General features: G+C 43.5%; 18 protein-coding genes and 1 pseudogene. 12 read left to right on the top strand and 7 right to left on the bottom strand.

Translation table 11 applies throughout. The features are described from left to right. Window positions 1-62: 62 nt before the first annotated feature. Window positions 63-290 (top strand): annotated as a pseudogene (locus F6K63_RS01050) (class I fructose-bisphosphate aldolase); the annotation flags it as partial. Window positions 291-449: 159 nt separating this feature from the next. Here the strand turns inward: F6K63_RS01050 and F6K63_RS01055 are convergent. The 5 genes from F6K63_RS01055 to F6K63_RS01075 all read right to left on the bottom strand — a co-directional run bounded on the left by F6K63_RS01055 (window position 450) and on the right by F6K63_RS01075 (window position 11,287). Next, window positions 450-1,157, bottom strand: coding sequence for a hypothetical protein (locus F6K63_RS01055; RefSeq protein WP_008186510.1), 708 nt, complete (start codon window positions 1,155-1,157; stop codon window positions 450-452). Window positions 1,158-1,844: 687 nt separating this feature from the next. Further along, window positions 1,845-3,140, bottom strand: a complete 1,296-nt coding sequence (gene ctpC / locus F6K63_RS01060) for a carboxyl-terminal processing protease CtpC (protein ID WP_008186509.1) — start codon at window positions 3,138-3,140, stop codon at window positions 1,845-1,847. 467 nt (window positions 3,141-3,607) lie between these two features. Beyond that, window positions 3,608-8,770: a WD40 domain-containing protein gene (locus tag F6K63_RS01065; RefSeq protein WP_287310423.1), complete on the bottom strand. Its 5,163-nt coding sequence runs from the start codon at window positions 8,768-8,770 to the stop codon at window positions 3,608-3,610. Between the two features lie 303 nt (window positions 8,771-9,073). Continuing rightward, complete coding sequence (locus F6K63_RS01070) at window positions 9,074-9,403, bottom strand: hypothetical protein (protein WP_287310425.1); 330 nt, start codon at window positions 9,401-9,403, stop codon at window positions 9,074-9,076. A gap of 564 nt (window positions 9,404-9,967) precedes the next feature. Next, window positions 9,968-11,287, bottom strand: coding sequence for a P-loop NTPase fold protein (locus F6K63_RS01075; RefSeq protein ID WP_008186506.1), 1,320 nt, complete (start codon window positions 11,285-11,287; stop codon window positions 9,968-9,970). Between the two features lie 252 nt (window positions 11,288-11,539). Here F6K63_RS01075 and F6K63_RS01080 point away from each other — a divergent pair, with 252 nt between their 5' ends. From F6K63_RS01080 to F6K63_RS01110, 7 genes are all read left to right on the top strand, one after another. Continuing rightward, window positions 11,540-11,692: a hypothetical protein gene (locus F6K63_RS01080; protein WP_154659848.1), complete on the top strand. Its 153-nt coding sequence runs from the start codon at window positions 11,540-11,542 to the stop codon at window positions 11,690-11,692. Window positions 11,693-11,720: 28 nt separating this feature from the next. Next, the gene (locus F6K63_RS01085) at window positions 11,721-12,563 is read left to right on the top strand and encodes a cell division protein FtsQ/DivIB (protein WP_008186505.1); all 843 of its coding nucleotides are present in this window, start codon (window positions 11,721-11,723) and stop codon (window positions 12,561-12,563) included. Window positions 12,564-12,782: 219 nt separating this feature from the next. Next, on the top strand, window positions 12,783-14,054 hold the full coding sequence (gene ftsZ / locus F6K63_RS01090) for a cell division protein FtsZ (protein ID WP_008186504.1): 1,272 nt from the start codon (window positions 12,783-12,785) through the stop codon (window positions 14,052-14,054). A 335-nt stretch (window positions 14,055-14,389) separates the two neighbouring features. Further along, a complete protein-coding gene (locus F6K63_RS01095; RefSeq protein ID WP_044493852.1) occupies window positions 14,390-14,968 on the top strand; it encodes a hypothetical protein in 579 nt (192 codons plus the stop codon). A 528-nt stretch (window positions 14,969-15,496) separates the two neighbouring features. After that, complete coding sequence (locus F6K63_RS01100; RefSeq protein WP_008186502.1) at window positions 15,497-15,643, top strand: hypothetical protein; 147 nt, start codon at window positions 15,497-15,499, stop codon at window positions 15,641-15,643. Between the two features lie 639 nt (window positions 15,644-16,282). Then, on the top strand, window positions 16,283-17,632 hold the full coding sequence (locus F6K63_RS01105; RefSeq protein WP_287310427.1) for a helix-turn-helix transcriptional regulator: 1,350 nt from the start codon (window positions 16,283-16,285) through the stop codon (window positions 17,630-17,632). Window positions 17,633-17,965: 333 nt separating this feature from the next. Then, a complete protein-coding gene (locus tag F6K63_RS01110; RefSeq protein ID WP_287251651.1) occupies window positions 17,966-18,097 on the top strand; it encodes a hypothetical protein in 132 nt (43 codons plus the stop codon). A gap of 278 nt (window positions 18,098-18,375) precedes the next feature. Here F6K63_RS01110 and F6K63_RS01115 read toward each other — a convergent pair whose 3' ends face one another. Both F6K63_RS01115 and F6K63_RS01120 read right to left on the bottom strand, forming a co-directional pair. After that, window positions 18,376-19,629: an FtsX-like permease family protein gene (locus tag F6K63_RS01115; RefSeq protein ID WP_008186500.1), complete on the bottom strand. Its 1,254-nt coding sequence runs from the start codon at window positions 19,627-19,629 to the stop codon at window positions 18,376-18,378. A gap of 504 nt (window positions 19,630-20,133) precedes the next feature. Then, window positions 20,134-20,301 (bottom strand): hypothetical protein, encoded by a 168-nt coding sequence (locus F6K63_RS01120; RefSeq protein WP_008186499.1) that lies wholly within the window; start codon window positions 20,299-20,301, stop codon window positions 20,134-20,136. On the opposite strand from F6K63_RS01120, the gene F6K63_RS01125 reads away from it, so the two are divergent. The 4 genes from F6K63_RS01125 to F6K63_RS01140 all read left to right on the top strand — a co-directional run bounded on the left by F6K63_RS01125 (window position 20,301) and on the right by F6K63_RS01140 (window position 25,735). Next, window positions 20,301-21,509, top strand: coding sequence for a response regulator (locus tag F6K63_RS01125; protein WP_287310429.1), 1,209 nt, complete (start codon window positions 20,301-20,303; stop codon window positions 21,507-21,509). The two genes, F6K63_RS01120 and F6K63_RS01125, sit on opposite strands and share 1 nt — an antisense overlap. Before the next feature lie 98 nt (window positions 21,510-21,607). Then, window positions 21,608-21,973, top strand: a complete 366-nt coding sequence (locus tag F6K63_RS01130) for a response regulator transcription factor (protein ID WP_008186495.1) — start codon at window positions 21,608-21,610, stop codon at window positions 21,971-21,973. 29 nt (window positions 21,974-22,002) lie between these two features. Then, window positions 22,003-22,548, top strand: coding sequence for a chemotaxis protein CheW (locus F6K63_RS01135; protein WP_071106507.1), 546 nt, complete (start codon window positions 22,003-22,005; stop codon window positions 22,546-22,548). Window positions 22,549-22,678: 130 nt separating this feature from the next. Further along, window positions 22,679-25,735, top strand: coding sequence for a methyl-accepting chemotaxis protein (locus tag F6K63_RS01140; protein WP_287310431.1), 3,057 nt, complete (start codon window positions 22,679-22,681; stop codon window positions 25,733-25,735). The last annotated feature ends 259 nt before the right edge of the window (window positions 25,736-25,994 follow it).

Consider the following 25,994-nt stretch of genomic DNA (forward strand, 5'->3'; position numbering starts at 1 on the left):
CTTTCCCAATCAGAAATTGTCAAAATAAAAGTAGAGTGACTTTTCTATGAACTCTTATGGTTATGACTGCTACCCTTACCACATCCCAATCGATTGAATCCTGGTTGGGTGATGAAGCCGAAAGCCTGCTTAGTTACAAGGCAAAGCTGAGGAAAGAGTTATTGCATCTCCCTGGCCCTGATTGGGTGGCACGGATTTTTGGAAATAGCGATCGCTATTGCCAAGTGCTCCGCAGTCTCCAGCAGTTTTATTCAACTGGACTACTGCTGATCGTTGGTTCATTGATAGTCTAGCCTCTTTGATCAGTAGGCTCAGATGGGTGATAGCACCTCAAGTAGCACCATCTGTAGCCAATTAGCTGAGGGCTGAATGCTTACAACAAACCCCACAACAGAAGCAAGTGGGGTTTGTATGACTAATTATTGTAGCTAATTAGATTGTGAGGCAAACTAAACTAGCTTTTTCTTAAGGGTTAAACCAGTACCTAAAGCACCTAAGGCCAATAATCCCAGCCCTGAAACAGGTTCTGGTACAGTGGTCAAATTAGCAAAAAACACTAAATCCGGGTCATCCAACCCTGCTTCGCTCCCCAGTATGTAGGTTGGATCACGATTAATCGGGTCTTCAGCAGCAAACCCAGTCCCACCAGTATAGGGGTTTCCTTGGGCCAACTCAAAGTTTACTCGGGTATCTATATAAACAAAGTATTCTGCTGATACGTCAGCCAGTTTGAGCCCATTTTCAGCAAATTTATATGTACCGTTACTGACTGAGGTACTACTCCCCAATAAACCATTTACTCCTACCGTTTGACTGGATAAATCAGCAGGAATACCTGTGAATCGCGAGTCAAAGACATAGGCAATACCCGAATTTTGAGTGCCTAGGGTAAATGAGTTTAACAAAACCGAACCGGATGTGGGAGCTGTGCCACTCCCCGCATCACCTGGTACATTGGGCGTAAAACTTTGACCCGGAAATGGCAAATCTATGATTTCTCCTGGTGGGAAAAAGTCGGCTACAAATAAACCACCAGTGCTATTTCCTACAGAAAAAGTCGCTGCACTCACCGGTTCTAAAGCAGTGGCTTGTAAAGCAACTGAGGTTCCTAAAACAACAACTGCTGCTCGAATGAAAGGGACTGATTTTTCTTTCATCGACTTTGAGGTAGTCATATGCTGGTTAATTAAGTGGTAGATTTTTGATATCAAAAAATACTATGAGGTTAAATGACATGAATCTACTTAACCCCCTATTTATTTACGGAATTAGGCATTTTTACTAACTCACGTTAATTACATATATTAATACCAAATCAGTTTGCTTTTGATAAAGATTCAGTAAAGTTTCAGACCAGTAGAGATTTAGCATACTACGTCTCTACTTTTTGCTCAGTAAGGAAATTGATCTGACGACGAACCGGGCTAGGATCCTCATGATTTGGTAATTATTCTGACTTGTGGTACAAAAAAAACGGTCTCAATTATCAACAAGACCGCTCCATCAAAACAATGCTGACTCAATGTATACTAAGTCTGGAATAGCAAAAATTTTTATCATAATACACTACTTGGAAAGCCCGATAACTTACCAAATATAACACTAAGACATAAACTTACGACATCATACTTTCCTTGAAAGGGAAAGGGGAACAAGGAATCTCGGATCAGTAAAATATCTTAATTTATAACCGTAGTGTGTTTGCAAATTACCAATTACTAATTACCAATTACTAATTAGCAATTACCAATTACCAATTAGAAGTAGTTGGGAGAATTGGTAACATAAAATCTCCCATCTCTTGCCACACTCGACCCACTCTCAATCAGTGAAAGGTTTAAGGCTTAACGAGCTTTACCTTCTGCCCTTGAGCCTTGTTTGGCAGCAATTTCCTGCATCAAAATCTGAAACGCTTTGGCATACTGAGCATCTTCCAAGGTGCCAACTTTGTCACGATTTTTCTGCAAGTCTTTACGCTGTTCATCCGAAAGCTCAAACACAATATCTGGTTCAATTCCAGACTTATTAATATCGCGACCACTAGGGGTAAGGTACTTAGCAATAGTTACTGCCAGACCTGAGCCATCTCCAAGCCCTCGGACGGATTGGACTAGGCCCTTACCAAAAGTCTTAGTTCCTACCAATATGGCACGTTGATTGTCTTGTAAAGCACCCGAAAGAATTTCGCTAGCACTGGCTGAACCACCATCCACCAGTACCACTAATGGTTTATTAGTCAGAGAGCGATTAATTGCTTTCTGGTATTCGGCTTTGCCGATTCGATTAACTGTTGACACAATCGTACCAGAATCAAACCACATCCGAGCAATTTCAATGCTGGCATAAAGTAGCCCCCCAGGGTTAGAGCGGAGATCTAAAACATAGCCACTAACGTTCTGATCTTCTAACTTTCGGATTGCTTCCCCCATCTCCTTGGCCGCGTTAGCACTAAATTGAGAAAGGCGAATGTAGCCGATGCCATAACCATCTGAAGTTTCCCGATAGCTATACTTTACAGGGTGGATTTCAATCCTAGCTCGTGTGATCGGATAGTCTACTACCTTTTGGCCTCGCTGAATGGTCAAAGTCACGGAAGTCCCTGGCTTGCCTCGGATCAGTTGTACTGCATCGTTGACATCCATACCTTCGGTACTCTTGCCATCAATTTTGATAATGATATCCTTCGCCAGGATTCCCGCTTTAAAAGCTGGGGTATCTTCAATGGGGGAAATCACCATCAACTTTTTTGTTTCCTCATCCAGGGCAATCTGAATACCTACACCAGTTAATTCCCCAGATGTATCAATCTGCATATTCTTGAACTCTTCGGGATCCATAAACCGGGTGTAAGGATCGTCCAAGGGCTCTAGCATTTCCCGGATTGCCTTGTAGGCTTGTTCCTTGCTGCTGTAAGACCGATTCAGATAATCTTGGCGAACTTCTTCCCAATCAACCTGGTTGAAGGTAGCATCTACATACCTGCGGTTAATAATTTGCCAAACTTCATCAACTAGCTCCTTAGGACTCTCGCGAAAGAAAGCCTGACTTTGAGATAGATGAAGACCAGCTCCTGTAACTGCTACAGTTGTTAGGACTACTGCTGTCGCACCAAGAACCAGGCCACGTTTTGTAATTACCATAATCCTTTCGCTTAAGGTCGGGAAACTAATGCAAAGGAGCTAAGTTAAATCTAACGAACGGGGATGCCAGACAGCTCCTATGCAAATCAATCTGAGACTGACACCCCCTTGTTCAATTTTGGGTAGTCTAACCCTTTTAAGATACCCCTATGGCTATAGCCTTTTAGGGGTCATCTGTGTTGTTGATTAGGGTCGTGAGGATATTATTTATCCATACTAACCTCATTAGCTAATCAGGCCATCATACCACCACACCACACCACCATAATCCCATCTAGCTAGGATTTCAAGAAATAACCTATCCTGACTAAGGATAAGGAAGCTGGGGGTATCAGTCCCATATTATTAATTTTCCTCCCACCCAACTTCCCCTCCGGAAAATTATTGTGGTCATTGGTTTTCATCGTTAGTTGTTCAATGATTACCTATTCACCATTTCCCAGTCTAACATTACCGCTTCGAACCTACTAATTATTCGATTTTATATAGCTGTTTGTCATCAGCTGACAAAGTTGGCGATCGCTTTCTCTGACCTCTGGGTTGTTTTGGAGATAATTTCTTAGCCAGTGGCAGCTTTTATCTAGCAGATCGTCTAAATTCAAATTCCAAATGGCCACTGTCCCATCTTCACTAGCCACTGCCAAGGCTGTTCCATCATGGCTCCAGCTAAGATTTGTGACGCGATGCTCACCAGCTTTCAACGTTTTGATCAGGGTGTCGTCGAAGCGCCATAGCTGAACCTGGTTGTCCCAGCTGCTGGTTGCCAAAATTTTGCCCTTGGGGCTAAAACGGACTTTTGCCACACTATCAGTATGGCCTTTGAGGGTTGATTGTAAAGTGCCATCTTTGCGCCAGAGTTTCAGTGTGTTATCATAACTAGCGGTTGCCAAGAACTTGTTGTCAGGTGAGAAGCTGACATCCAAAACCCAATTGCGATGACCTGGTAGTGTTTTCAGGAGTTTCCCATCAGCACTCCACAGCTTTACAGTTTTATCATCACTGGCCGATGCCAATCGCTTACTATCCTGGCTAAACTTAACTGCATTAACCCGCTCACTATGACCACTGAGGGTATGAATCAATTTACCAGTGCGATCCCAAATTTTGACTGTCCTGTCCCGACTGGCAGACGCGAGCCGCTTCGAGTCAGGACTAAAACTAACATTCAATACCCAGTCCTGATGTGCTTTTATTGTCTTAATCAAAGTACCGCTACGATGCCAGAGTTTCACGGTGCCATCTCGACTACCGGAGGCAATTAGCTCACCATCAGCACTCAAACTAATGCTATAGACCAGATCATGATGCCCTGTCAAGGTTTGGAGCAGCTTACCGTTGCGATCCCAAAGCTTAACAGTTCTGTCATTACTAGCTGTGGCAATCTGTTGAGAGTCTGGAGAAAAGGTTACATCCTGTACATCATCTTGATGCCCTCTTAAAATCACGTGAGACTGATTAATACTACTCCAGAGCTTGATAGTTTTATCGTGGCTGGCTGAAGCCAGAATCAGTTGGTCAGTTTGAGGGTTGGATGGTTGTAGAGGGATATGAGAATTGCTGTGGGCTAGGTTGTCTTGAGAACTAAAGGGCTCAGTAGGACTGAAACTGACAGCACTAACCCCATCGCTGTGTCCCTTAAAGGTGTTTATTAAAGTGCCTTCACGGTTCCATAGCCGCACGGTATTATCATCACTGGCAGAGGCAATCAGCTGACCATCAGCACTGAAAGCAACACCTAGGACCCATCGCTGATGCTTGGGAAAGGTTTTGATTAGTTTGCCATTGGTACTCCACAACCTGACCGTTTGATCGTCGCTAGCGGAGGCAATTAACTGACTATCTGGACTAAATACTACACAGTTAACCTGAGCGCTATGTCCTCTAAGAGTATTTAGCAATGTTCCCGATTGACTCCACAGCTTAATGGTGTTATCCGCACTAGCAGAAGCAATGATCTTGCCATCTCTACTAAAGCTTACCGACCGCACTACACCCCGGTGACCGGAAAAGGTTTTAATTAATTGGCCATCAACGGTCCATAATCGAATTTTCTTATCTTTGCCAGCTGCAGCAATCATCTGGCCATCTTGACTAAAACTGACACTGTATATATGACCAGCATCAGTGGTAATTGTTCTGACTAGCTCCCCAGTTTGACGCCATAGTCTGACTGTGCCATCCCAGCTACTAGAGGCAATTAACTGACTATCTGCACTAAACGATACGCTGGTTACACTATCTTGATGACCTTCAATTGTTTGGATTAACTTGCCATCAGGATGCCACAGTTTTACCGTTTTATCGCGGCTGGTGGAGGCAATAAACTGACCATCTGGGGAAAAACTGATGCTCGAAACAATATCACTATGTCCTTCCAGTCGATTGTGTTCGGAAACTGAATAAACTGCCTGGGACAGAGCTGTGATTACTTGTAGACGGGTATCTGCCTCTACTGTTCGAGATGGTAGATATTGCTGCTCTTCCTGCTGTAGTTTTTTTGCGGCTCTTAACCCTTCGAGCAAAGCATCAAAGGTTTTATTGGACACGAAAAGAGCTTCTGAAGAGGCACTCAGCGCACTAAGCATAGCATTGATTCGTTGAGCTTCGGCTCGCCATCTCAACCCACCATTGGTCACTGCTAAAACTGCCATCACTGTGCTAATGGCAATGGCACGCAATCGTTGTTTACGAACCCGCAACAGTTGACTCTCACTTTGTTTTAGCCGTACTTTAATATTAGATTGGGTACGTTGCTTATATTTTTGACGAATCGGTAGAACTAGATAATCATGAATTAGCTGATATCGGTTTTGTGGTGTTTCTGGCACTCGGAAGACTAAACCAGAACCTACCAAAATTTCCAAAATCAAGGGGATTTGAGTTAGTGTGGCGTTGTTACCATTGGAGACTGCTAACTCAGCTTGGGTTTTTAAGGGACGGGTACCTCGTTGATCGGTTAAGGAGAATAAAACCTCCCAGACGGCATCTTCATTCTCTGGCCCACAATCATAGATAATTTGGGAAAGCGATCGCTCTACTAGAACTGTCTTGGGGTCATCTCCCAAAGCTCGGTATCCTGGAAGGGTAGTAATTTTTTCCGCTTGTAGCTGAGCACCCACGACTTGTAACTCAATTAAGCGCACCACTCCCGTATTGGTGACTAAATCCTTTAGCAGTGCCTCGATTAGAGCAGGTTCTAACTTCAACTGAGATACTGCTGTTAAGGAGTGAATAACGTTTTTGGCATTCTCTGGGGACAGATCCCCTAAGTGATAACGCAGCTTCTGATCCAGGATATTGTTGTTAATGACACTGAGATCCTTATAGCGCTCAAATTCCAACAAGTAATGTAGATAATCTTCTCGCATAGACAAGATTATTTTTACAAAGGGGAGATTGAGGGCCTGGGCTAAAAAATCATAAAACTGATGCCGTTGCCCTAAGTCGGTGGCAAGGAAAAAAAATTCTTCAAACTGGTCAAAAATCAGGACGGTTAATAAGTTATGCTGGGAACACCGATACAACTTATCGAGAATGGCTTTCGCCGTAAGCGTTCCCTTGGGGTTGGTTGTTCGCCCTAGGCGTTCCCTTGGGGTTGGTTGAACGGTTGAAGGTGAAAGGTTGGCATCTTTAAACTTGAAGAGGACTGTACTTGCTAATTCAAGGTCTAGACGTTTTTCCAGCTCACCGAGCCAATTCCTGTAAACCGTTTGCACCACCGTCAAAGTTTGTCTAGCACCAATAATTCTGGAGCTAAGTGCAGGAAGTAAACCAGCATTAATCAGGGAACTCTTGCCAACCCCAGAAGTCCCGTGAATCACGGTTAGTTTGTGGTCATTGCGGCTAATGCGTTCGAGCAGGCTATTGACATCGGTTTGACGTCCAGCGGCTGCAATTTCTAGGGCTGATGGACAAAAACCTTTCTTGGTAATCGTTGCATCAATTTCTCGACTTGGCCCGACACTCTGTAACGGAGCCATACCAGCAAAGGTAGAAAACCTAAACTGTTGTTCTATCAAGCGTTTTTGTTGCTTAAGTTCAAAGCCTCGTTGGTATGCTTTTTGCTCGAAGTAGAGCGTACGCAATTCCTCCAACAGTTCCATGAACAGCTGAGGCTGCTGCTGTAGAGGATTGGGCTCGATAGTTTTGAGGTTTATGGCTTGTTCAAGATAATTAATCGCAGATTTTGGCTTGCCCAGCTGACGCACAGATCTAGCCGCTAGCAGCAGATAGGAACCTCGGTGGCAAAGCTTTTGAGGGTTGAGAGTCGGCTGAGATGTCTCCAGAGTACCCACAGCTGTGAGGGCTAAGTCTATAGCACGGTTCCAATGGGATTGCTCATAGGCAACTGTTGCCAAAAAGCCATAGGCTCGAGAGAGCTGAACTGGTTGATCTTGAGTTTGAGGCTGTGCCAGAAACGCTAGCGCTAAAGCTTCTAATTCTGTCCAATTTTCCAGGTGTTGTAGGACTTCTCCCAGTTTTATGGTCAACTGAGCCACCAAGTCCAAGCGTCCTGTTGTAGTAAACACCTCAATGGCAGTACAGAAGCTTTTCTGGGCTTGCTCCCACTGATGGCAACCGATGGAGCCTTGCAACTGGGCTTGACGGCAATAGCACAAGCCGATGTGATAGAACACTAAACCAAGCCGTTCTAAACCTGAAGGGGTGAGGGGGGGATGAGAGAAGGGGGGGATTGAGTGCTTAGTTTGTCCGAGACGTTGGTCGAAACAGTTACCTGTGTCCCTTGTGCCCTCTTTTCTCTTCTTCGAAGCTCTGCCTTGGATAGTTGTACATCCGTTTACCTGTTTAACCGGTTTATAATATTGTTCATGTGAATGGGGAGCCTCACTGCACAACCAGCCTGCCCATTCTCCTATATCCTGTTTCCAAAAATTTAGACTCTGCTGATAATGCTCCAAGGCCAGATTAATCTGGTCATTTTCAAAGGCATCTCGCCCTAGAATAAAGTGCTTGCTAGCTAGTAGGACAGAATCTACGCTGATGTCATGAGATTGCAAATCCTGTAATGCCCACTCAAATTCTTGGCGTCGGGGGCAATCGGAAGCTAAAGAAAGCACCTTGTTGGGCAAAAACTCTCCCAAGTCTCTAGCCAAAATATTGGCAAAAATTTCATCTGTGGTCTTGTAACATAAAGCGAGTAATTGGTCAATGGTAAGTTCAAACCGAATCGAGGTAGTAGCCCAATTTTTAAAATATGGAGCAAGCCTGATCAACTTTTGAAGTCCCTTGTCAGTTACCCATACCACTAAGGGACAGGTTAAGCATTTGGGCAATTCATCTCGCACCTGGTTAGCTGAAAGTAGTACCTGGTTGATGCCATCAACTGACTCTAGACCCGATACCATTAGGGCAGATGTTGTCCCATACTGTTGGGTGGTAAAAATATTACTAAATAGAGTTTGACTAGACTTGTTAAGAATTAGCTCACCTATGGTGAGCTCTGTAATTTCTCGAACATACTGCCATATTTGCTTCCTAAATAACTCGTAGTTGCATCGCACCAAAATCAGTGCAAATTCTCCTTGGGAGAACATTATTGCCCGGGATAGGCTTAATAGAGAGCGAGCACTGTATGGGGCTAGTGTTTCTGGGGGATTTTGCTGCTTCATGTCACTAACCTTTTGACCCCTACTGGTACAGAAATTCCCTATTACTAGGGTGATTTACCCTCTAGATAGTAAGATTACTATCAGAACTTATCGGTAAGTATGGGTTTTCACTTATAAAAAACAATAAGCATAATCAGGTCTTACTCAAGAAAAACGTCTATCATAATTACCTTGATAAATAGTTCAGTAATTACTACTACTTAGTTGATAAATATATTTAATTAAAATTATTAATAGCAATGATAAATTCACTTATTTATCCTCAAGTCCCTAGCCGGGATATCAGTGATTTCCCGGAATTTTTCATTTTTTATAGTGGGGTGGAACTATATAGCAATTCTCATAGCTATGAGGTACACAATTTCGGGATTTTAGGTAATAGGTAATAGGTAATAGGTAATAGGTAATAGGTAATAGGTAATAGGTAATAGGTAATAGGTAATAGGTAATAGGTAATAGGTAATAGGTAATAGGTAATAGGTAATAGGTAATAGGTAATAGGTAATAGTTAATAGGTAATAGGTAATAGGTAATAGGTAATAGGTAATAGGTAATAGGTAATAGGTAATAGGTAATAGGTAATAGGTAATAGGTAATAGGTAATAGGTAATAGGTAATAGGGATGCGCTGCATCTTCAGGTGCGACCCGTGGCGAATTTAATTCGCCAAGGTCAAGCGCACCTAACAGGGAATCAGCTTCAAAGAAGACTGTACCTCATAACTGTGATAAACACTATAAGTTCCTAGACGAAAACAGGTAAAACTGTTGAACTATCAGGATTTCCCCAGTAACTCTACCTGTAAAGGCTGCGGTTGTCCTGACTAGATTAGTTTTCAACTCAATTAGGGAGAAAATTTGTCCCTTTGAACCAAGTAGTAGGTGGTAAGTGCTAGGTTATACATGAGGGGATGTACCTTACCTGACGGGGGTGAACCTGAAGGCTAAACTAATGTCATACCAAGCGTTGAGACTGAAGTTCCCCCTCAAAAAGAAAAGGGTGATTGACAGGTAAGGTAACAAAAAAATGATAAGCAAAAGTGTTCTGAGCAAACTAATAAATTCGGTTTAGTTCTAATTTCGATATCAATAGTCCATCTCAATTTTCCAGAACACCCCAAACTTTGCACCCTGAACCTGACGACCCTACACCCCCTTCTCTGGCAAAATCCCTTGGAACTCAAGGGATTTTAGCCTTGTCAAAGAACTAGAGACCGAAACTTTTCTGTTTCTGCTAACGCTGGGTTAATCCCAAACCAGCGCCCTTGTTCATCTTGGTATTCATAGACAAACATACTGCGCAACAAGGTTTGATATTCTTGTTCCCCCTTGACGGACTGCTGTTGCACGACTTGAGATAGCAACTTCCACTCTTCATCTTCAACAGCCAGAGTCAAATCATCTCGGTATCCCTTAATCACACCCTCTAAACAACTCGTGGAAAAGGGCGGGTCTTCCTGTTGCAAACAGTTATAGAGCAACCCTAACAAGTTACGGACATGACCGCCACTAATGCGACACATCCGGTCAAGGGTTTCTGGGCTATCAAATACTAGTGGAATCAGGTTTAGTCGCTGTTGAGGATCAACCATTGGAAAAGCTCGGGCTAGCAATAGCTGTCGCAGCAGTGCCATACCTTCTGGATAGTCACGACCATCCCTTAACTGTATGGGCACCATGGGCAAAATTTTGGGAGCCACACCACCACCGACTCGATTTTTGAGAGTTTCGTACTCGTTGGAGAACATTAAGGACAAGGGTAGAGTGTAAACTACATGACAGTTCAAACGCCTTAACTGAGTACCACGGTCGATAAACAGATACTCTGGCTGGGAACGACCTGAAGCCATCGAGCGATTATCAACTCGGTCAAGATTATCAATAATCACCACCAAACCCTTTTTGCCAAGCAACTTCAGCTGCTGAATCGCTGATTGTAAAATTTCTTCGTTGATGGCATTCAAAATGCTTTGGGTGCGGGGTTCTAGGTGCTGTCGTAGCAGTTGGCGTTGCTGAGGACTGTCTTTACTTCTGGCTGTAATCTTGGCAATGCCTACGGAAAATTCGGCTTCTGTTGAAAACTCGATCGGAGTTTGCAAAAAGTCTTTGATTTCATTAAATAATTTACTAAAGTAAGTGGGTCTGAGCTGTATGCTTATAGCTTCTAGGCTTTCGCACACTGACCTAGCGATGCTCAGTAAAATGTCACTGACATCAACATCCACCATGTCTAGGTCTTGAGAGGACTCAAAATAAACAACATGAAATTGCTGCTTTTCCAACTCGGCTTTAAGTCTTAACAACTCAGTAGACTTACCACAGCCAATATGACCAGTAAACAATTGACAGGTCGGTTCATCTGGTGACAGACGGGTAATGGTTCGTCCTAAAGCTTCGATAATCTTTCCTCCCCTGACAGCGGAAAAATCGATATAGTATGGATGGTCTTCTGGATTACCCATATCTAAGGTTTTAGCTGGGTTACACGCTTTGAAAAATCTTGGTAGATGCAGTTCCATAAATTAACCTCCCACCGTTGTGGTGATGGTTGTGGTTTACAGAAGGCGGTTAGAAAGCCCACTCCTTCAACAGGGTGAGATAGAAAGCGTCCCCAGTAATTAGTCTTTTGTAAAAGACTAATCCCTAATCACTGACCCATCCCACGACTAAGGTACGTGGGATGAGTTAACTATAGAGGACTGATTAGGCACCAATGCCTTTTCCGATCAGGCTGATGGAACCTGTTAAGTATAAAACGTGGGAACCTAGTAGTGGTTAAATTAAAAAAAGTATTTGGTGCTCAGTCAGGAATTGCAAAGTTCAAACCTTGTCGTTCCCCAGATTTTTGGGTAGATTGGCGTGAAGCGATCGCGCCGCAGCGCAAACGCCCACACGCCAATTGTCAGGCTTACTTCAAGTCATAAATGTACTCTGTCGATTGATCGGTAGTAGATGAGCAACATCGCATCAGTCTCTGAATCACAATTGTCTAATCGACGCAAACAACTGCGACGGACACGCCGCATTAAATTTTATCAAAAGATTTGGCGTACACTTTTGGTGGGCGGTATCGCTGGAAGTTTACTCTGGGCAATAACTTTACCAGATTGGATGATTCGTCAGCCAGAACAAATCAAGATTCAAGGGAATTATTGGCTTTCTGCTGAAGCGATACGCTCCCTGCTGCCTTTATCCTATCCCCAGTCTTTACTGCAAGTACAACCCCACGTCCTTGCCGAGTTTTTGGAATCTGAAGCTCCTATTGCTTCGGCTCTAGTTAGCCGTCAACTCATACCACCAGGATTGACAATACAAATTAGAGAGCGTCAACCAGTGGCTATTGCTGAGCAGAGTAAGCCCCAAACCAGAAAAACTAAAAACTCTACCCCAACGTTGGGTTTAGTCGATGAGCAAGGGATCTGGAGCCCCAAGAGCAGTTACGAACCACTCTCGGCCAATCTGCAGTTGCCGAACTTGAAAGTGATTGGTCAAAATTCCGTTTATCGCCCTTACTGGTTCGATGTTTATCAAGCTGTGAGTCATTCGGCTGTCAAAGTTTTCGAGATCGATTGGCGAAATCCAGCCAACTTAATTCTGAAAACCGAGTTAGGAAATGTACATTTAGGTCCTTACAGTGAAAGCTTCCCCACCCAACTGAGAGTTCTAGATCAGATGCGAGAATTGCCGAAGCGCACACAAAAGAGCAAAATAGCTTACATTGACCTGCAAAACCCAGACTTACCATCGATTCAAATGATTACAGACCATGACAGTGTGCAATCGCGAGTTAAATAAGGATAACTAAGAAGGTCAGACAAGTGTAGAGGCCTACTCTGACGGCTAAACCGAGGCGATATTTCCAGCAACCTATGTTTTGTTTCAGGTCAGTTATCGGGTATAGACCCAGCCGTTGCCAGGGTCTTTGGTTTTTCAATCAACTTACTCTATAGTTAACTCAGACTGCTACATATAACTTATAAAGATAAAGATAAACACTTACCCTCACCTCTTGCAATGACGCTTAATAGTCAACTAGGGCTTGCTGCTCAAAGTTCTAAAATCATCGCAGAAGCAGATCTTTCATTAGGATCCGACAATACACATCCTTTTAGTAACTCTGTATTACAATTCGGTCAAACTTATGATTCTAATCGCATACCCAGGGAAGAAACTAGGAGTGACAATATCGTGCCAGGTAGCGTTGCAAAAATCAAGGTTATTGGTGTTGGCGGGGGTGGTGGTAACGCAGTTAACCGCATGATTGCCAGTGATGTCAGTGGAGTAGAGTTCTGGTCAATTAACACAGATGCTCAAGCACTAGCCCAATCATCAGCCCCCCAACGCTTACAAATGGGGCAGAAGTTGACCCGAGGGTTGGGAGCAGGAGGGAACCCAGCCATTGGTCAAAAAGCCGCTGAAGAATCCCGGGAGGAAATTGCCCAGGCTCTCGAAGACACTGACCTGGTTTTCATTACTGCTGGGATGGGGGGTGGTACTGGTACAGGAGCTGCCCCGATTGTAGCAGAAGTTGCTAAAGAGATGGGTGCTTTAACCGTGGGAGTGGTCACTCGTCCATTTACCTTTGAAGGACGCCGCCGTACTTCCCAAGCCGAGGAAGGAATTGCCGCTCTGGGGAGTCGAGTCGATACCCTAATTGTTATTCCCAATAATAAACTCTTGTCAGTGATTTCAGAACAGACTCCTGTTCAAGAAGCATTTAAAGTAGCTGATGATATCCTACGTCAGGGGGTACAAGGGATATCTGATATTATTACTATTCCTGGCTTGGTGAATGTGGATTTTGCCGATGTGCGAGCGGTGATGGCAGATGCTGGTTCGGCTCTGATGGGCATCGGGATGGGTTCTGGAAAATCCCGAGCCAGAGAGGCAGCAGTAGCTGCCATTTCTTCTCCTCTGCTGGAGTCTTCTATTGAAGGGGCTAGAGGGGTAGTTTTAAATATTACTGGTGGCAGTGATCTGACCCTCCATGAAGTGAATTCAGCAGCAGAAACTGTTTATGAAGTGGTTGATCCCAATGCCAATATCATCTTTGGAGCAGTAATTGATGATAAGCTCCAGGGTGAAATTAGAATTACTGTGATTGCTACGGGATTTACCGGAGAAGCCCAGTCTGCACCTAAATCCGTGGAAACTCCCCTGAATCGCCGACCGATTGCTCCTACACCGATGCCCCCTACACCCAAGGTTGAGCCTAAGAGTAGACCAGGATTAGATATTCCAGAATTCCTGCAACGGCGTCGTTTTCCTAGAGGACCAAAGGAGTAGAAAAAAACTGGCACAAACCAGATGGCATGGAAGTAAAGCAAAGCAACCTATAGCCAAGGCAAGACTGTTGTCGGTCACCTTGGTAATTGCTGATTTTACTACTAGGCGTGAAAACTTCCCTAGACATTGCTCCTGAGCCTGAACCCATGGGAAACTTTTTTCGGTTATCACTATCAATAGGCTGAATCAGCCAGACTATGGAGCAGGAGTTTTTGTTGACTATATCCCTAGCTTTGAGCCAACAAGGGCTGCCCACAGATTAAAATTTCAACTATTCTTGCCTTGGATGAAGTTTAGCTATACTTATGACTTCTAATCACCGAACCAACCCCCCTATGCCCAAATCCAGTAGCGATCGTTACCCTAGTTCAACATCGGCAAACAAATCGAATACATACTGTCCGTCAGTACCAATTTCTGTATACCGGGAACTAGCAGCTGAGTTGCAAGCAACACAGGCGATGTTGGACTCTCTCCATTCTCAAAATCAGCATTTAGTTAAACAACACCAGCAGCTGCGACAGGAAGTTAAAAAAGTTATTAATTCAGCTCTGCATCTACAGCAGGTGATCAATTCCTTAGAACCAGTGAGTCCAGCTGAAGTCCATCGACCTCAGCCAGTAAAGCAGCCGGAATCCCGTCAAGCTCCACCAATTCCATCCCAGCGCACCGCTACAACTATCCCAGGGGGTGAATTTTCCCCACCTCAGATAAAACCTCAAACCCCTCCCTCTTCCTATCGAGAAACTTTAGTGATTGAACAACAAGACAATCGCTCCCTGCGAAGTTCGCAGCCAGAGGCAGTGTCCTATGTCAATGGCTGGGTGTTGGTTATAGCCATCTTGGGAATTGTCTTGAGCGCATTTGGTGCTGGCTTTTTAGTGGTGAAACCGATACTAGATAGTAATCGTTGAACCATTGTGCTGCTTGATTAATCGATTTATGGCGGGTTCTTTGAGATTCATCAAAAAAATTGGGTCTGAAACCCCGTCCTTATAGGACGGCTTGATGTTACCATAAAGATGGTCAATGACCCACCCGAGACGATGGATTGACCAAAGGTCACGCTTCGCGAACAGACAGCCTATACGAGCAAAGTCCAGTAACCTGGCGGCGCAGCAAAATCGGTAGACCGGGAAAAGACGACAGGGCAATGGAAGGCCAACTCTCGAATCAAAAAGTACATCAAGACTTTTCGCAGAAATTCTCGATACATGAAAACCGCAGGACTTGCACCGGATAGTCTGGGTCGCGAACGTAAGACCATAAAACCCCGCTTAGGGTGGAGGCTGTTGCATTGAAGCACCAAACCAAATCGTGAGGTTTAGGAATCACCGTTCTTCTAGGACGGTGAGGATGTCAACCGCCTAATCTAATCTTTTACTAAACCTCGGCTGTATTTAACGCTATTTTCGCTTCCCCATTGCACCATTAACTGGAAAATGACGATCATTACTGCCAAGGGAAATCGGTTTTTAGCAGTTAATGGCCAGGTCTATAAGGTTTGCCAGGGTCAATTGTGCCCAGAACATTGGCTGATCACAGATCTGTTTACTCAGATCAAGTCCACAGTCATTAGTCAGTGGTGAAGGGCAACAAAAAACCTGCTCAACCTGAGTTCGATATCAGCGATCGCTCCACGAAAGAGTCAGGGATATAAGCTTTGGGCAACTAGGGTAGATTAAGGCTTTCAGCGTTACGTTGAACTCAGGTTAAAATTCATTGTTATGTTTAACTCATAACAATGAATTTTAGCAGAGTGAGTATTTAACGGGAACTAGAACTGGTAGTACACAGCAAGCGATTCTAGGTCGGTTGTGAGTCCCCTGTTCACGTGAGTTCGATATCAGGGTACACTCCAGAAAAAATCACGCGCAGGGATACAGGCTTTCAGAGACTAGGATAGATTAAGGCTTTCAGGGTTAGGTCGAACTCAGGTTCTTCCTATGATGACTGAAGTTACCCCTCCTCGTTGATATCCCTAGCCATAGTTTTTGAGGAGGGTCTGACCAACAGACTTACATCTGTGATGGATTTAAGAAACACGAACCGGCAGCAAATGCATCAACCATAGGGGTTTGACAAAGTCTTTCTGCCAGAGTTGGGTTTGAATTGATCGGGACACAACTGGGAGGTAAGACTCATATCAATGACCAAAATGGCAAGCAGTTCTCAGAAAGAGGATTTAAAATGGACTATCAGGTTTCTATGAGTATGAGCGTGCAACTGTGATTCCCTATGACTTTCTAAAAGCGATCGCAAATGAACACGGTGTATCTAAAGCCGAGCTGGAGGTTGTGGCTTTGGCGATGGAGGGTCAATCGACAAACGCGATCGCAAACATCCTCAACATTAGTGAACATGCAGTGCGCAAAAGACTCAGCGAGGTCTACAAAAAGTTTCCTATATCGGGTACAGGGCCTGTAAAGCTAACCAAACTGCAACAGCTGCTGGTCAATCGCTATCAGACTCATCTAGAAACCCAGGATATCTCCTCTAACTGCAGAAGCTATACCCCTATCTCTACTGTCCAATCCTCAAACCCCAAGCACATGGATTGGGGTGAGGCACCAGATGTTTCTGTTTTCTATGGTCGCACTGAAGAACTACGCCAGTTAGAAACATGGATTGTTAAAGATCGTTGCCGCTTGGTGGCACTACAGGGTATGGCAGGGATTGGTAAAACTACCTTGTCAGTGAAGCTGGCTAAACAAATTCAGGATCAGTTCAAGTATGTGGTATGGCGTTCCTTACGTCAGGCACCACGGTTAGAGGATATCCTAGCAGCACTGCTCCAATCTTTATCTGGGCCCCTAGAAACTGTAGGATATGAAACAGCAGGAGGGTTAAACCCAGTCCCTAGTTCTCAAACTACCAAGGAGCTGATCTCCCAACTAATTGAGTACTGCCGCCAACACCGTTGTTTGATAGTCCTCAACGGTGCCGAATCTATTCTACAGATTGGTACACTTGCCGGCATCTACCGAGAAGGGTATGAAGGCTATGGTGAATTCATCAGACGCTGGGGAGAAGAACCCCATCAAAGCTGTTTGTTGATTACCAGTCAGGAGAAACTCAGCGAAATTTCGTTACTTGAAGGAGAGACTTCACCTGTGCGTTCCTTAAAACTTGAAGGTTTAGGGGAAGCCGCGCAATATATTTTGCAGGAAAAAGGATTGTCTGGGCAGAAAAACTGGGACTATTTAATTAAGGGGTATCGTGGGAATCCCTTGATGTTAAAACTTGTTGCCATAACCATCAAAGAAGTTTTTGATGGCAGTGTGACCGATTTTTTGGCAACTACCCTATTTACCCATGACGTTAGTGACTTTATCGAAGAAATCTTAGATCGGTTATCAGATTTGGAACATAAAATTATATATACCATGGCTAGTCACAAAGAACCTGTAATCCTAACTCAATTACAGGATGAATTACTGGAGATATCGCCTCAGGAATTACTCAGGGCTCTGGCCTCCTTGAGACAGCGATCCCTAGTGGAGAAATCTGAAGGTGGGTTCACCTTGCCTCCTGCAGTCATGGAAGTGACTAACCAATTAATTGCTGAGCGAGAATAGTCATAATATCCCAGTTTACTAAATTTTTTAAACTATTAATAGTTCAATTTTAGAACTGGGTGATATCGAGTCCAGTTAATCAATTCGTATTCAGGTAAGTAGTTAGTTTTAAATTGTTAATGGTCAAGGGTCAATTAACAATTTACAATTAACAACAAATAATGATAAGTACTGATAAGTATTAAACTAGAAATGATCTGACCATTTTTGAATTAAAGATGCCAAATTCAAAATTCAAAATGAATAGCTTTCTAATTTTGAATTGTTGACACCTAATACCAGCACCTTAATTAATTTATGGGGTATTTTTGAATTTTGAATTGATAATTTTGAATGGCAGCGAAGCGATGTTCGAGGGAGCATGTCACTTATGCAGCAACATTAGTACGCTTATCTGGGGAATGGGGAATGGGGAATGGGGAATGGGGAATGGGGAATGGGGAATGGGTAATAGGTAATGGGTAATAGGTAATAGGGGGAGCATGTCAGAAATGCCGAATATTTTTACCATTACTATAGCCCCCTCATGGGTAATTGCTTGCTCATATGGTACATAGTTGATCTGTTCTGCAACTAATACCGGCTTATTAACATAATTTTTGTTTTTTTGTCAAGTAGTTCATTTGTTCGGCTTCTTTGACCTGCTCCCGATGTTCTACCCCCACGAATGAATTCGGGGGGTATTTTTGAATTTTGAATTGATAATTTTGAATGGTCGCGAAGGGATTGACTCAAAAAGGTTTCTATGCTTTAAATACAATAGCTGGATCAATACGAGTCACCTTTTGGATAGCGAACAAACCCGAAGTTACACACATTACCACAGTTATGCCAAAAACACCTGTGGCAGATAATGGTGTGATTAAAAGAATAATTCCTTTTGATTTAACCCATACACTCAACCCCCAGCAAAGGAGCATACCAGGCACATAACCAAGAACAGCCATCCACAATGCTTGTTCCACAATAACACTATAAATAAACCGGTCCGGTGCGCCCATCGCCTTTAGGGTACCAAACTCTTTGATATGGTCAGAAACCGAGGCGTAGAGAATCTGAGTGACAACTACCATGCCAACAATCACTCCCACAACAGCACCTAGACCCAATACAAAACCAAGACCTGTTCGCACCTGCCAGTAATTTCGGGTCTTGCGTGCCATCTCAACCTTCGTATAAGCACGAGTCCCGGGTAAAGCAGCGTCTAAATTCTGCTTGAGTTCCTCAAGATCCTGACCTAGTTTAGCCTTTACCATGATATAGGTAATGGGGTCTGTTAGGCTCAAAGGTGTAGGTTCAGGAATCTCCGACTCATCAGACTTATTCAAAGACTTTGACTTTTCGTAAATAGTGGTACACTGCAAATTATCTGAAGATTCTACAGTGCAGTTAAGCTTAGAGGTATAGCTGGTGTTGATATAGGTATTGGCATTTTCTAAGGAAGTAAATAAGAATGGGCTAGCTACAAGGGATTGACTATCTGTGGTTAAGCCGACCAATCGAGCAGGCAAGAAATTAACCGTAGCGGTATCACCGATATCTTTCACATTGAGCGTCGGTAATCTGCTTTGATCCACCATAATGGTATAAGGCTCCTTAAGGGTCTTCAGTCTACCCCGAGTGATTTTTCCGGGTTGGAACAGTGTTCCCCCTAGGTCAAATCCAATCAACGTAACAGGACTGGTATCTCCCTTAAGAGGACGCCATCGACCTGACCCCATGAGTAGTGCTTCTGCTCGCTCCACACCTTTGACTCGTTGGGCTTGATCCAGCTGATTCTTTAAAAGTGGCTCGGTTAGCTCAAACTGAACCATTCGCTCAGAACTTACCCATATATCTGCCTCCGACCCCTCAATCAGAAGAACTGTAGAGCGAGTGAACCCGTTGAGTATACCAGTTTGGATGGTGACTAGGCTAACGGCAAACATAATTCCTGCTTGAGCCACCAGAAAGCGAGGGATGTCTGCCCAGAGGTTTTTGCGAGCAATAGAGACCATAGAAGATCATGCCGAGAGAACTTTTAAGTAATATCACGTGCGAGAGCATAGAAATTGTAAGGTGTGGGTTTTTGGTCATTGTTATTTCTCCCAACCTTGGGTTCGAAGAAGACCTGATCGCAAGCGCCAGCCACGAAAACTATTCCATGGGCATACTCTCTTGATTTAAAAAGCTTCCAGAAATTAATAGGGCAAGGGTTTCATGGGTGTAGCGCGTTCTTCTGAATGCTTACAGTCAAAGTCATAAAGCCAGTGTAACTCATAGACTTTTAATTAACTAACATTAACTAACCAGTAAATTTTTGTAAATCCCTGCCAAGATGGCAACATGGCTCAGTGGCAAGAGTCATACATTTCAGTAGTTTTCTGGCATAGAAGGTCATAAATAATCAAAAACTTCGGTCAATGGGTAAATACCCCATAGTCTATATCGTGTAATTTGTGTAAACTCACGGATACATCAACCTCATAAAATTCTGTAGCATTGAGCTAGCAGTTACCTGATCAATCATAGGTTACTTGTGCATCTCGGTGAAAGTCTTTAACTGTTCCCGGTGTTTTTTCTTGCCTATGGTTAAGAAAGCCTCTTCCCAATCCGCAAATTATTCCGGTAATGGCAGCACTAGGACAATCAGTTTTGCTGACAACGGCAATCAGGTAAACCAAAGGCAATGATGGCGATAGAACAAAATTATCCTCTAATTCCAATCAAAGAGTTTACTTCCGTCAAACAAGCTGGGTTGTTTGAAATTTTAAAGCAGCCTCGGTTTAGCGGTCAACTCATTCTAAGTGATCCTAGTAAACAAGAATGGATATTTCACATTTATATGGGTCGCCTGATGTATGCTACCGGAGGGACTCATCCAGTCAGACGGTGGCGTAGAAACCTACTCATTCACTGTCCTCAGACATCTGCTCAGCTTTCATCACTGCAAGAGGATCTAGCTAATACCAATTGGGAAGATGTCAATGTATGTTGGGACTATCATTTGCTATGCCTATGGGTAGATCTGCATAAGGTTACCCGTGATCAAGCCGTCAAAATGATTCAGTCTGTCATGGTAGAAATACTTTTTGATGTTACCCAAGGCATGCAGATCACCTATCAAATCAAACCAGATTCCTCATCATCATTATCATCATTATTTAAACCACTGGTCTTGATTGACGCAGAGCAAGTCATCCATGACGCTGATCAACTTTGGGAAGCTTGGCAAAGTGCTCGTGTGGCAGACCGCTGCCCTAATCGGGCACCAATTATCAGGCAGCCGGAGCAATTGAGAGTTAAAACATCCCCTCAGGCTTACCAAACTATGACCAAGCTGTTGAATGGACAATATACCCTACGAGACTTGGCCATACTAATGAAACGGGATGCTAGGGCAGTTACTCTCTCCATTCTGCCTCACCTGCAATCAGGATTAGTGGAACTGATAGATATTCCGGATTTACCTGCTCCAGTTTCACTACCTCCGAACGAAACATCGGTCAAAATTGTACCTGAGCAGAAACCTTTGATTGCATGTGTGGATGATAGTCCCCTGATCTGCCAAAGCATGGAAAAAATTCTTACCTCAGAAGGCTATCGCTTTGTGGCTATTAATGATGCACTTAGGGCGATTGCTACTTTGTTAGCTAGTAAGCCAGAGTTGATATTTTTAGATCTGGTCATGCCAAATGCTAATGGCTATGAAATTTGCGGTCAATTGCGTAGGCTCTCCTTTTTCCGCAATACTCCGATCGTGATTTTGACCGGTAACGACGGCATCATCGACCGTGTGAGAGCTAAGATGGTTGGCTCCTCAGATTTTCTGAGTAAACCCATCAATCCTGAAGAGGTATTGAGAGTTATCATTAAACATCTTAAACAAGTTAATTAGAATTGACTAGATAGCCGAAATTTAAGTGTTTACAAAAAAATATGTTTAAACACTTGCTTACTTGATTATAATTTTAGAGTTATTTAAATCGGATAAAAATGGTTACCGCATTAATTGTTGAAGATTCATTAACTGATCTAGAAATTTTCAGAGGTTATCTCAAGGAAAATGGGTTTAATGTATTAACTGCCCATAATGGATCAGAAGCCCTAGAAAAAATTAGCAGTAATCAGCTGGATTTGATTGTCCTTGATGTTGTCCTTCCGGATCGCAGTGGTTTTGAAATTTGTCGAACCCTTAAAAATGAAGCTAAGACAAGCCAAATACCTGTGATAATCTGCTCCACCAAAGATACTGAAATGGATAAATTTTGGGCGTTGAAGCAGGGAGCAGATGCTTACCTGTATAAACCTGTTGATAACGCAGAACTCCTAAAAATCATTAACCAACTGGTCAAGGGCTAAATCTGAGCTATAAAGAAAGAGAGATCATCATGGTATCCAAGTTTGTCCCAGCTTTAGCTTCCCCGTCATCAGCCACTGAAACTGCTGCGAATGAAATTAGACAGCAGTTTCTGCGGTTTCATCTGGTACCTGATACTACTGCTTTAATGCCAATTAATCAGCTGACTGAAGTGCTGACCATTGCTGTTGGTCAAATTATTCCAATTGCCCATATGCCACCTTGGGTGATGGGTGTTTACAACTGGCGGGGTGAAGTTCTTTGGATGGTCGATCTCGGACACATTGTCGGACTAACTCCTTGGCATCAGCAACCGGTAAATACATCACACTACACCTCCTTAGTGTTGCATATCCAGTCTCATGATCCTAAGTCCGTTAAATACAACCAAATGCTAGGGTTGGTCGTCAACCGGGTAGAGGACATTGAATGGTGCAATCCCGATTTGATTCAACCTCTGCCATCATCAAGCATGAATCCTGAATTGGCAAAGTTTTTACAGGGATATTGGCTGAAACATGGTGGTGAAATGCTAGTAGTTTTTGATGGCAAACTAATTTTTGATACCAAGTTTTAATCCTACTATTCAGCGACGCTAACCTGAAGGGATGATTTCCTAATCAATCATCAAAAATAATTTTAAATATTTATTAGTGTATTAATTTATAAGATCCTCAACAAAGGGGATAAAAACTAAGTATTTAATCATGAAAAAAGAACCGAATAATTTTAATTATCAAAATGGCAAAAAAAACAATAATAGTGAGATGGTAAAATCAAAAAAGGCGCTGGTTAAGACACTCTTGCCTGAGTCAACTATTCCTAACGTTAAATTGCGGGTTGTTCAAGAGTTAACAGAAGCTGAGACCGAGGTGAACCATTTGCCAGACCAAGATATCAACGTAGCAGATCAGCTTCTGGAACTGGTCAAAACTGAAAAAAAAAATCAGAGGAATAAAAATACTCTCAGCCGCCAGTTGTTGACAACGATTATGCCAACGGTATTGATTCCTCTGACTCTGGCTAGTCTAGTAAGTTACAGAATTGTTCACGACCATGACAAAGAGCGAAATAAATTACAGCAGCAGGAGCAAGCTCTAATTGCTGGTGAAGCAGCTAGCCAACTGATTAAGGATACCTTTACCGTACCCACCTTATTAGCTAGTAATCCCTTAGTCATCAAGGCAGCTCATGCTGGTAGCAAAACCGCAGAACAGCAAGAACTTGAGAAACTGGCTATTCACGAGATTGAATTACGTTTTCAAAACACAAAGCTCCTCCAACCCAATCCACAACTCAATAGTTACTTAAAGAAAATCGTCAAGGATGTAGGTCTAGGGGAATTATTTGTCACTGACCGGTATGGGTACAACATTGCTTATAGTAATCTTACCTCTGACTTTGTGCAAAGGGATGAAGACTGGTGGCAACAAGCTAAGCGTCAAGGCCGTTGGGTCAGTGAACTGGACTTTGATGATTCAGCTAATGTCTTTGGTTTTGATCTAGCTCAGGCGATTAAGGATCCTCAATCAGGAGAATTTCTTGGGGTAATTAAAGCTGTGCTACCGATGAATCAATTAGAGCAACTGTTCCCTTATCTAGAACATATCGGATTGATGGGTTCCCAACAAGTGCAGCTGATAGACACTAGCCAAGGCATGGTAATTAGTACGCTCACCCCTCAAGGTAGTCTGGATCAGGAGGAGATCATTGGGGGTGAAGCAGTTTGGGAGATTGCTAAGTTTTTAGTCCAGGCACCGACCCAGCTAACTATTAATACTAAGCAAGACTTCAATCGCTTCAAAGCTAAGTATTCACTAAAGGAAGCAAGACTTTCGACCTATACGAATAAAACGGGAAAGCAGGTAAAAATTGTTTACTTCCTCTATAAAGATAAGTTCTATACCATTGTGACTAACCCACAAACGGATTGGGTATCCGTTGCTTCCGTGGACAAATCAGAACAGCAAAACGCTGGTAATGAGTTAATCTTAGCGTTTGTCTTTATAGCCCTAGCCTTGGGAGCAGTGATTCTGGTAGTTGTTCTGCTTTTATCCCGCCGCCTATCTGCTCCTCTAAGTCAATTGTCTGATACAGCCAAGGAGGTGGCTGCGGGTAATTTAGATGCGATTGCTCAACCGAGTGGTACCGCAGAAACCCAAACCCTGGCTCACACCTTTAATAAACTAGTAGCCCGGATTAAACTTCTGGTACAAGACCAAAGCCTTGAGGCTAAGCGTGCTAAGCAACTGAAAGACATTACGATTCAGCTAACTCAAGCCCTTGACCTCCAAGAGATCCTGGATATGGTAGTGCGAGGGAGCCGACAAGGGCTGGATGCGGATCGAGTGGTTGTCTATCGCTTTGACCCCAATGGGAAAGGTACTGTCATTGCTGAATCCCTGGCTGCGGGTTGGCCCCAGGCTCTCGGTGCGGAAATTGCTGACCCTTGCTTTGCAAAGAATTACGTGGATAAGTACATCCAAGGTCGAGTTAAGGCAACACCCAATATTTATGAAGCTGGTCTGAACCGGTGTCACCTGAAACAGTTAGAACCCTTTGCGGTCAAAGCCAATTTAGTTACCCCGATTCTCGTTGAAGGGGAACTCTTAGGCTTATTAATTGCTCACCAATGCAGTGAACCTCGGACCTGGCAAGCCTCAGAAATCGATTTCTTAACCCAAGTAGCTAACCAAGTGGGAGTAACCCTTGACCGGATCAACCTCTTGGAACGGCAAAGAATTGCTGAAGCCGAGCAACGGACGGCTAAAGAGCAGCTTCAAAAACGAGCACTGGAATTGCTGATGGAAGTAGACCCAGTTAGTAAAGGAGACCTCTCGATCCGTGCCCGTGTAACCGCCGATGAATTGGGAACTGTTGCTGATTCCTACAACGCTACCATTGAAAGCTTGCGCAAACTTGTGGTGCAAGTGCAACAGGCAACCAAGCAAGTTACCACCACCACTACTCAAGATGAAGCAGCGATTCGAGAACTATCCACAGAAGCCTTGCGACAGTCGGAGGAAATTACTGCAGCCTTACAACGAATTCAAGACATGACGACTTCAACTCAAGCTGTGGCTGCCAGAGCCTCTGAAGCTGAAGCTGCAGTCAAACAAGCGGCTCAGACAGTCGAAGCTGGGGATACTGCTATGAACCTAACTGTGGAAGGCTTTATGGCGATTCGGGAAACTGTAGGCAGCACTGCCAAGAAGGTCAAACGTCTTGGGGAATCGTCCCAAAAGATTTCTAAAGTAGTTAACCTGATTAGTAACTTTGCAGCTCAAACCAACTTGCTAGCCTTAAATGCTTCTATTGAGGCAGCTCGTGCTGGGGAAGAAGGTCGAGGCTTTGCGGTGGTTGCTGATGAAGTGCGAGCCTTAGCCCATCAATCAGCAGAAGCAACGGCAGAAATCGAAAAAATTGTGGCACAAATCCAGATGGAAACCAATGAGGTGGTAGCTGCCATGGAAGCTGGTACTGAACAAGTGGTAGGAGGCACAAAACTGGTGGATGACACCAGGCAGAGTTTGAATCAAATCACTGAAGTAATGGTCAAGATTAATGAGTTGGTCGAAGCGATCGCTACCGTAACTGTTGAGCAAACTCAAACAAGCGTTTCAGTGACTCAGACTATGACTAATGTGGCAGCGATCGCTAATCATACCTCCATAGAAGCGTTGCAGGTATCCCACTCTTTTAAACAACTGCTTACAGTTGCCGAGCAACTGCAAGATAGTGTAGGCAAGTTCAAGGTGAGTTAGTGTTCTTAGTCAATTTTTAATTTTTAATTTTTAATTTTTAATTTTTAATTTTTAATTTTTAATTTTTAATTTTTAATTTTTAATTCTTAATTGCCATTTTCAAAGCAACTGTGATCTCAACAATATTGACTGGAAATTATATGGCTGTAACTCCTGAAATTTTTCAGTCACCCCGAGTTAGGCAATGGTGGCAGCGATGTCCAAATCCTGGACGTCTTGACAAGGATAAACTACCTATTTTTAATTAATTAATTGGGCG

Origin of the sequence: Moorena sp. SIO1G6, from assembly GCF_010672795.1 — a bacterium.
Taxonomy (GTDB): Bacteria; Cyanobacteriota; Cyanobacteriia; order Cyanobacteriales; family Coleofasciculaceae; genus Moorena; species Moorena producens.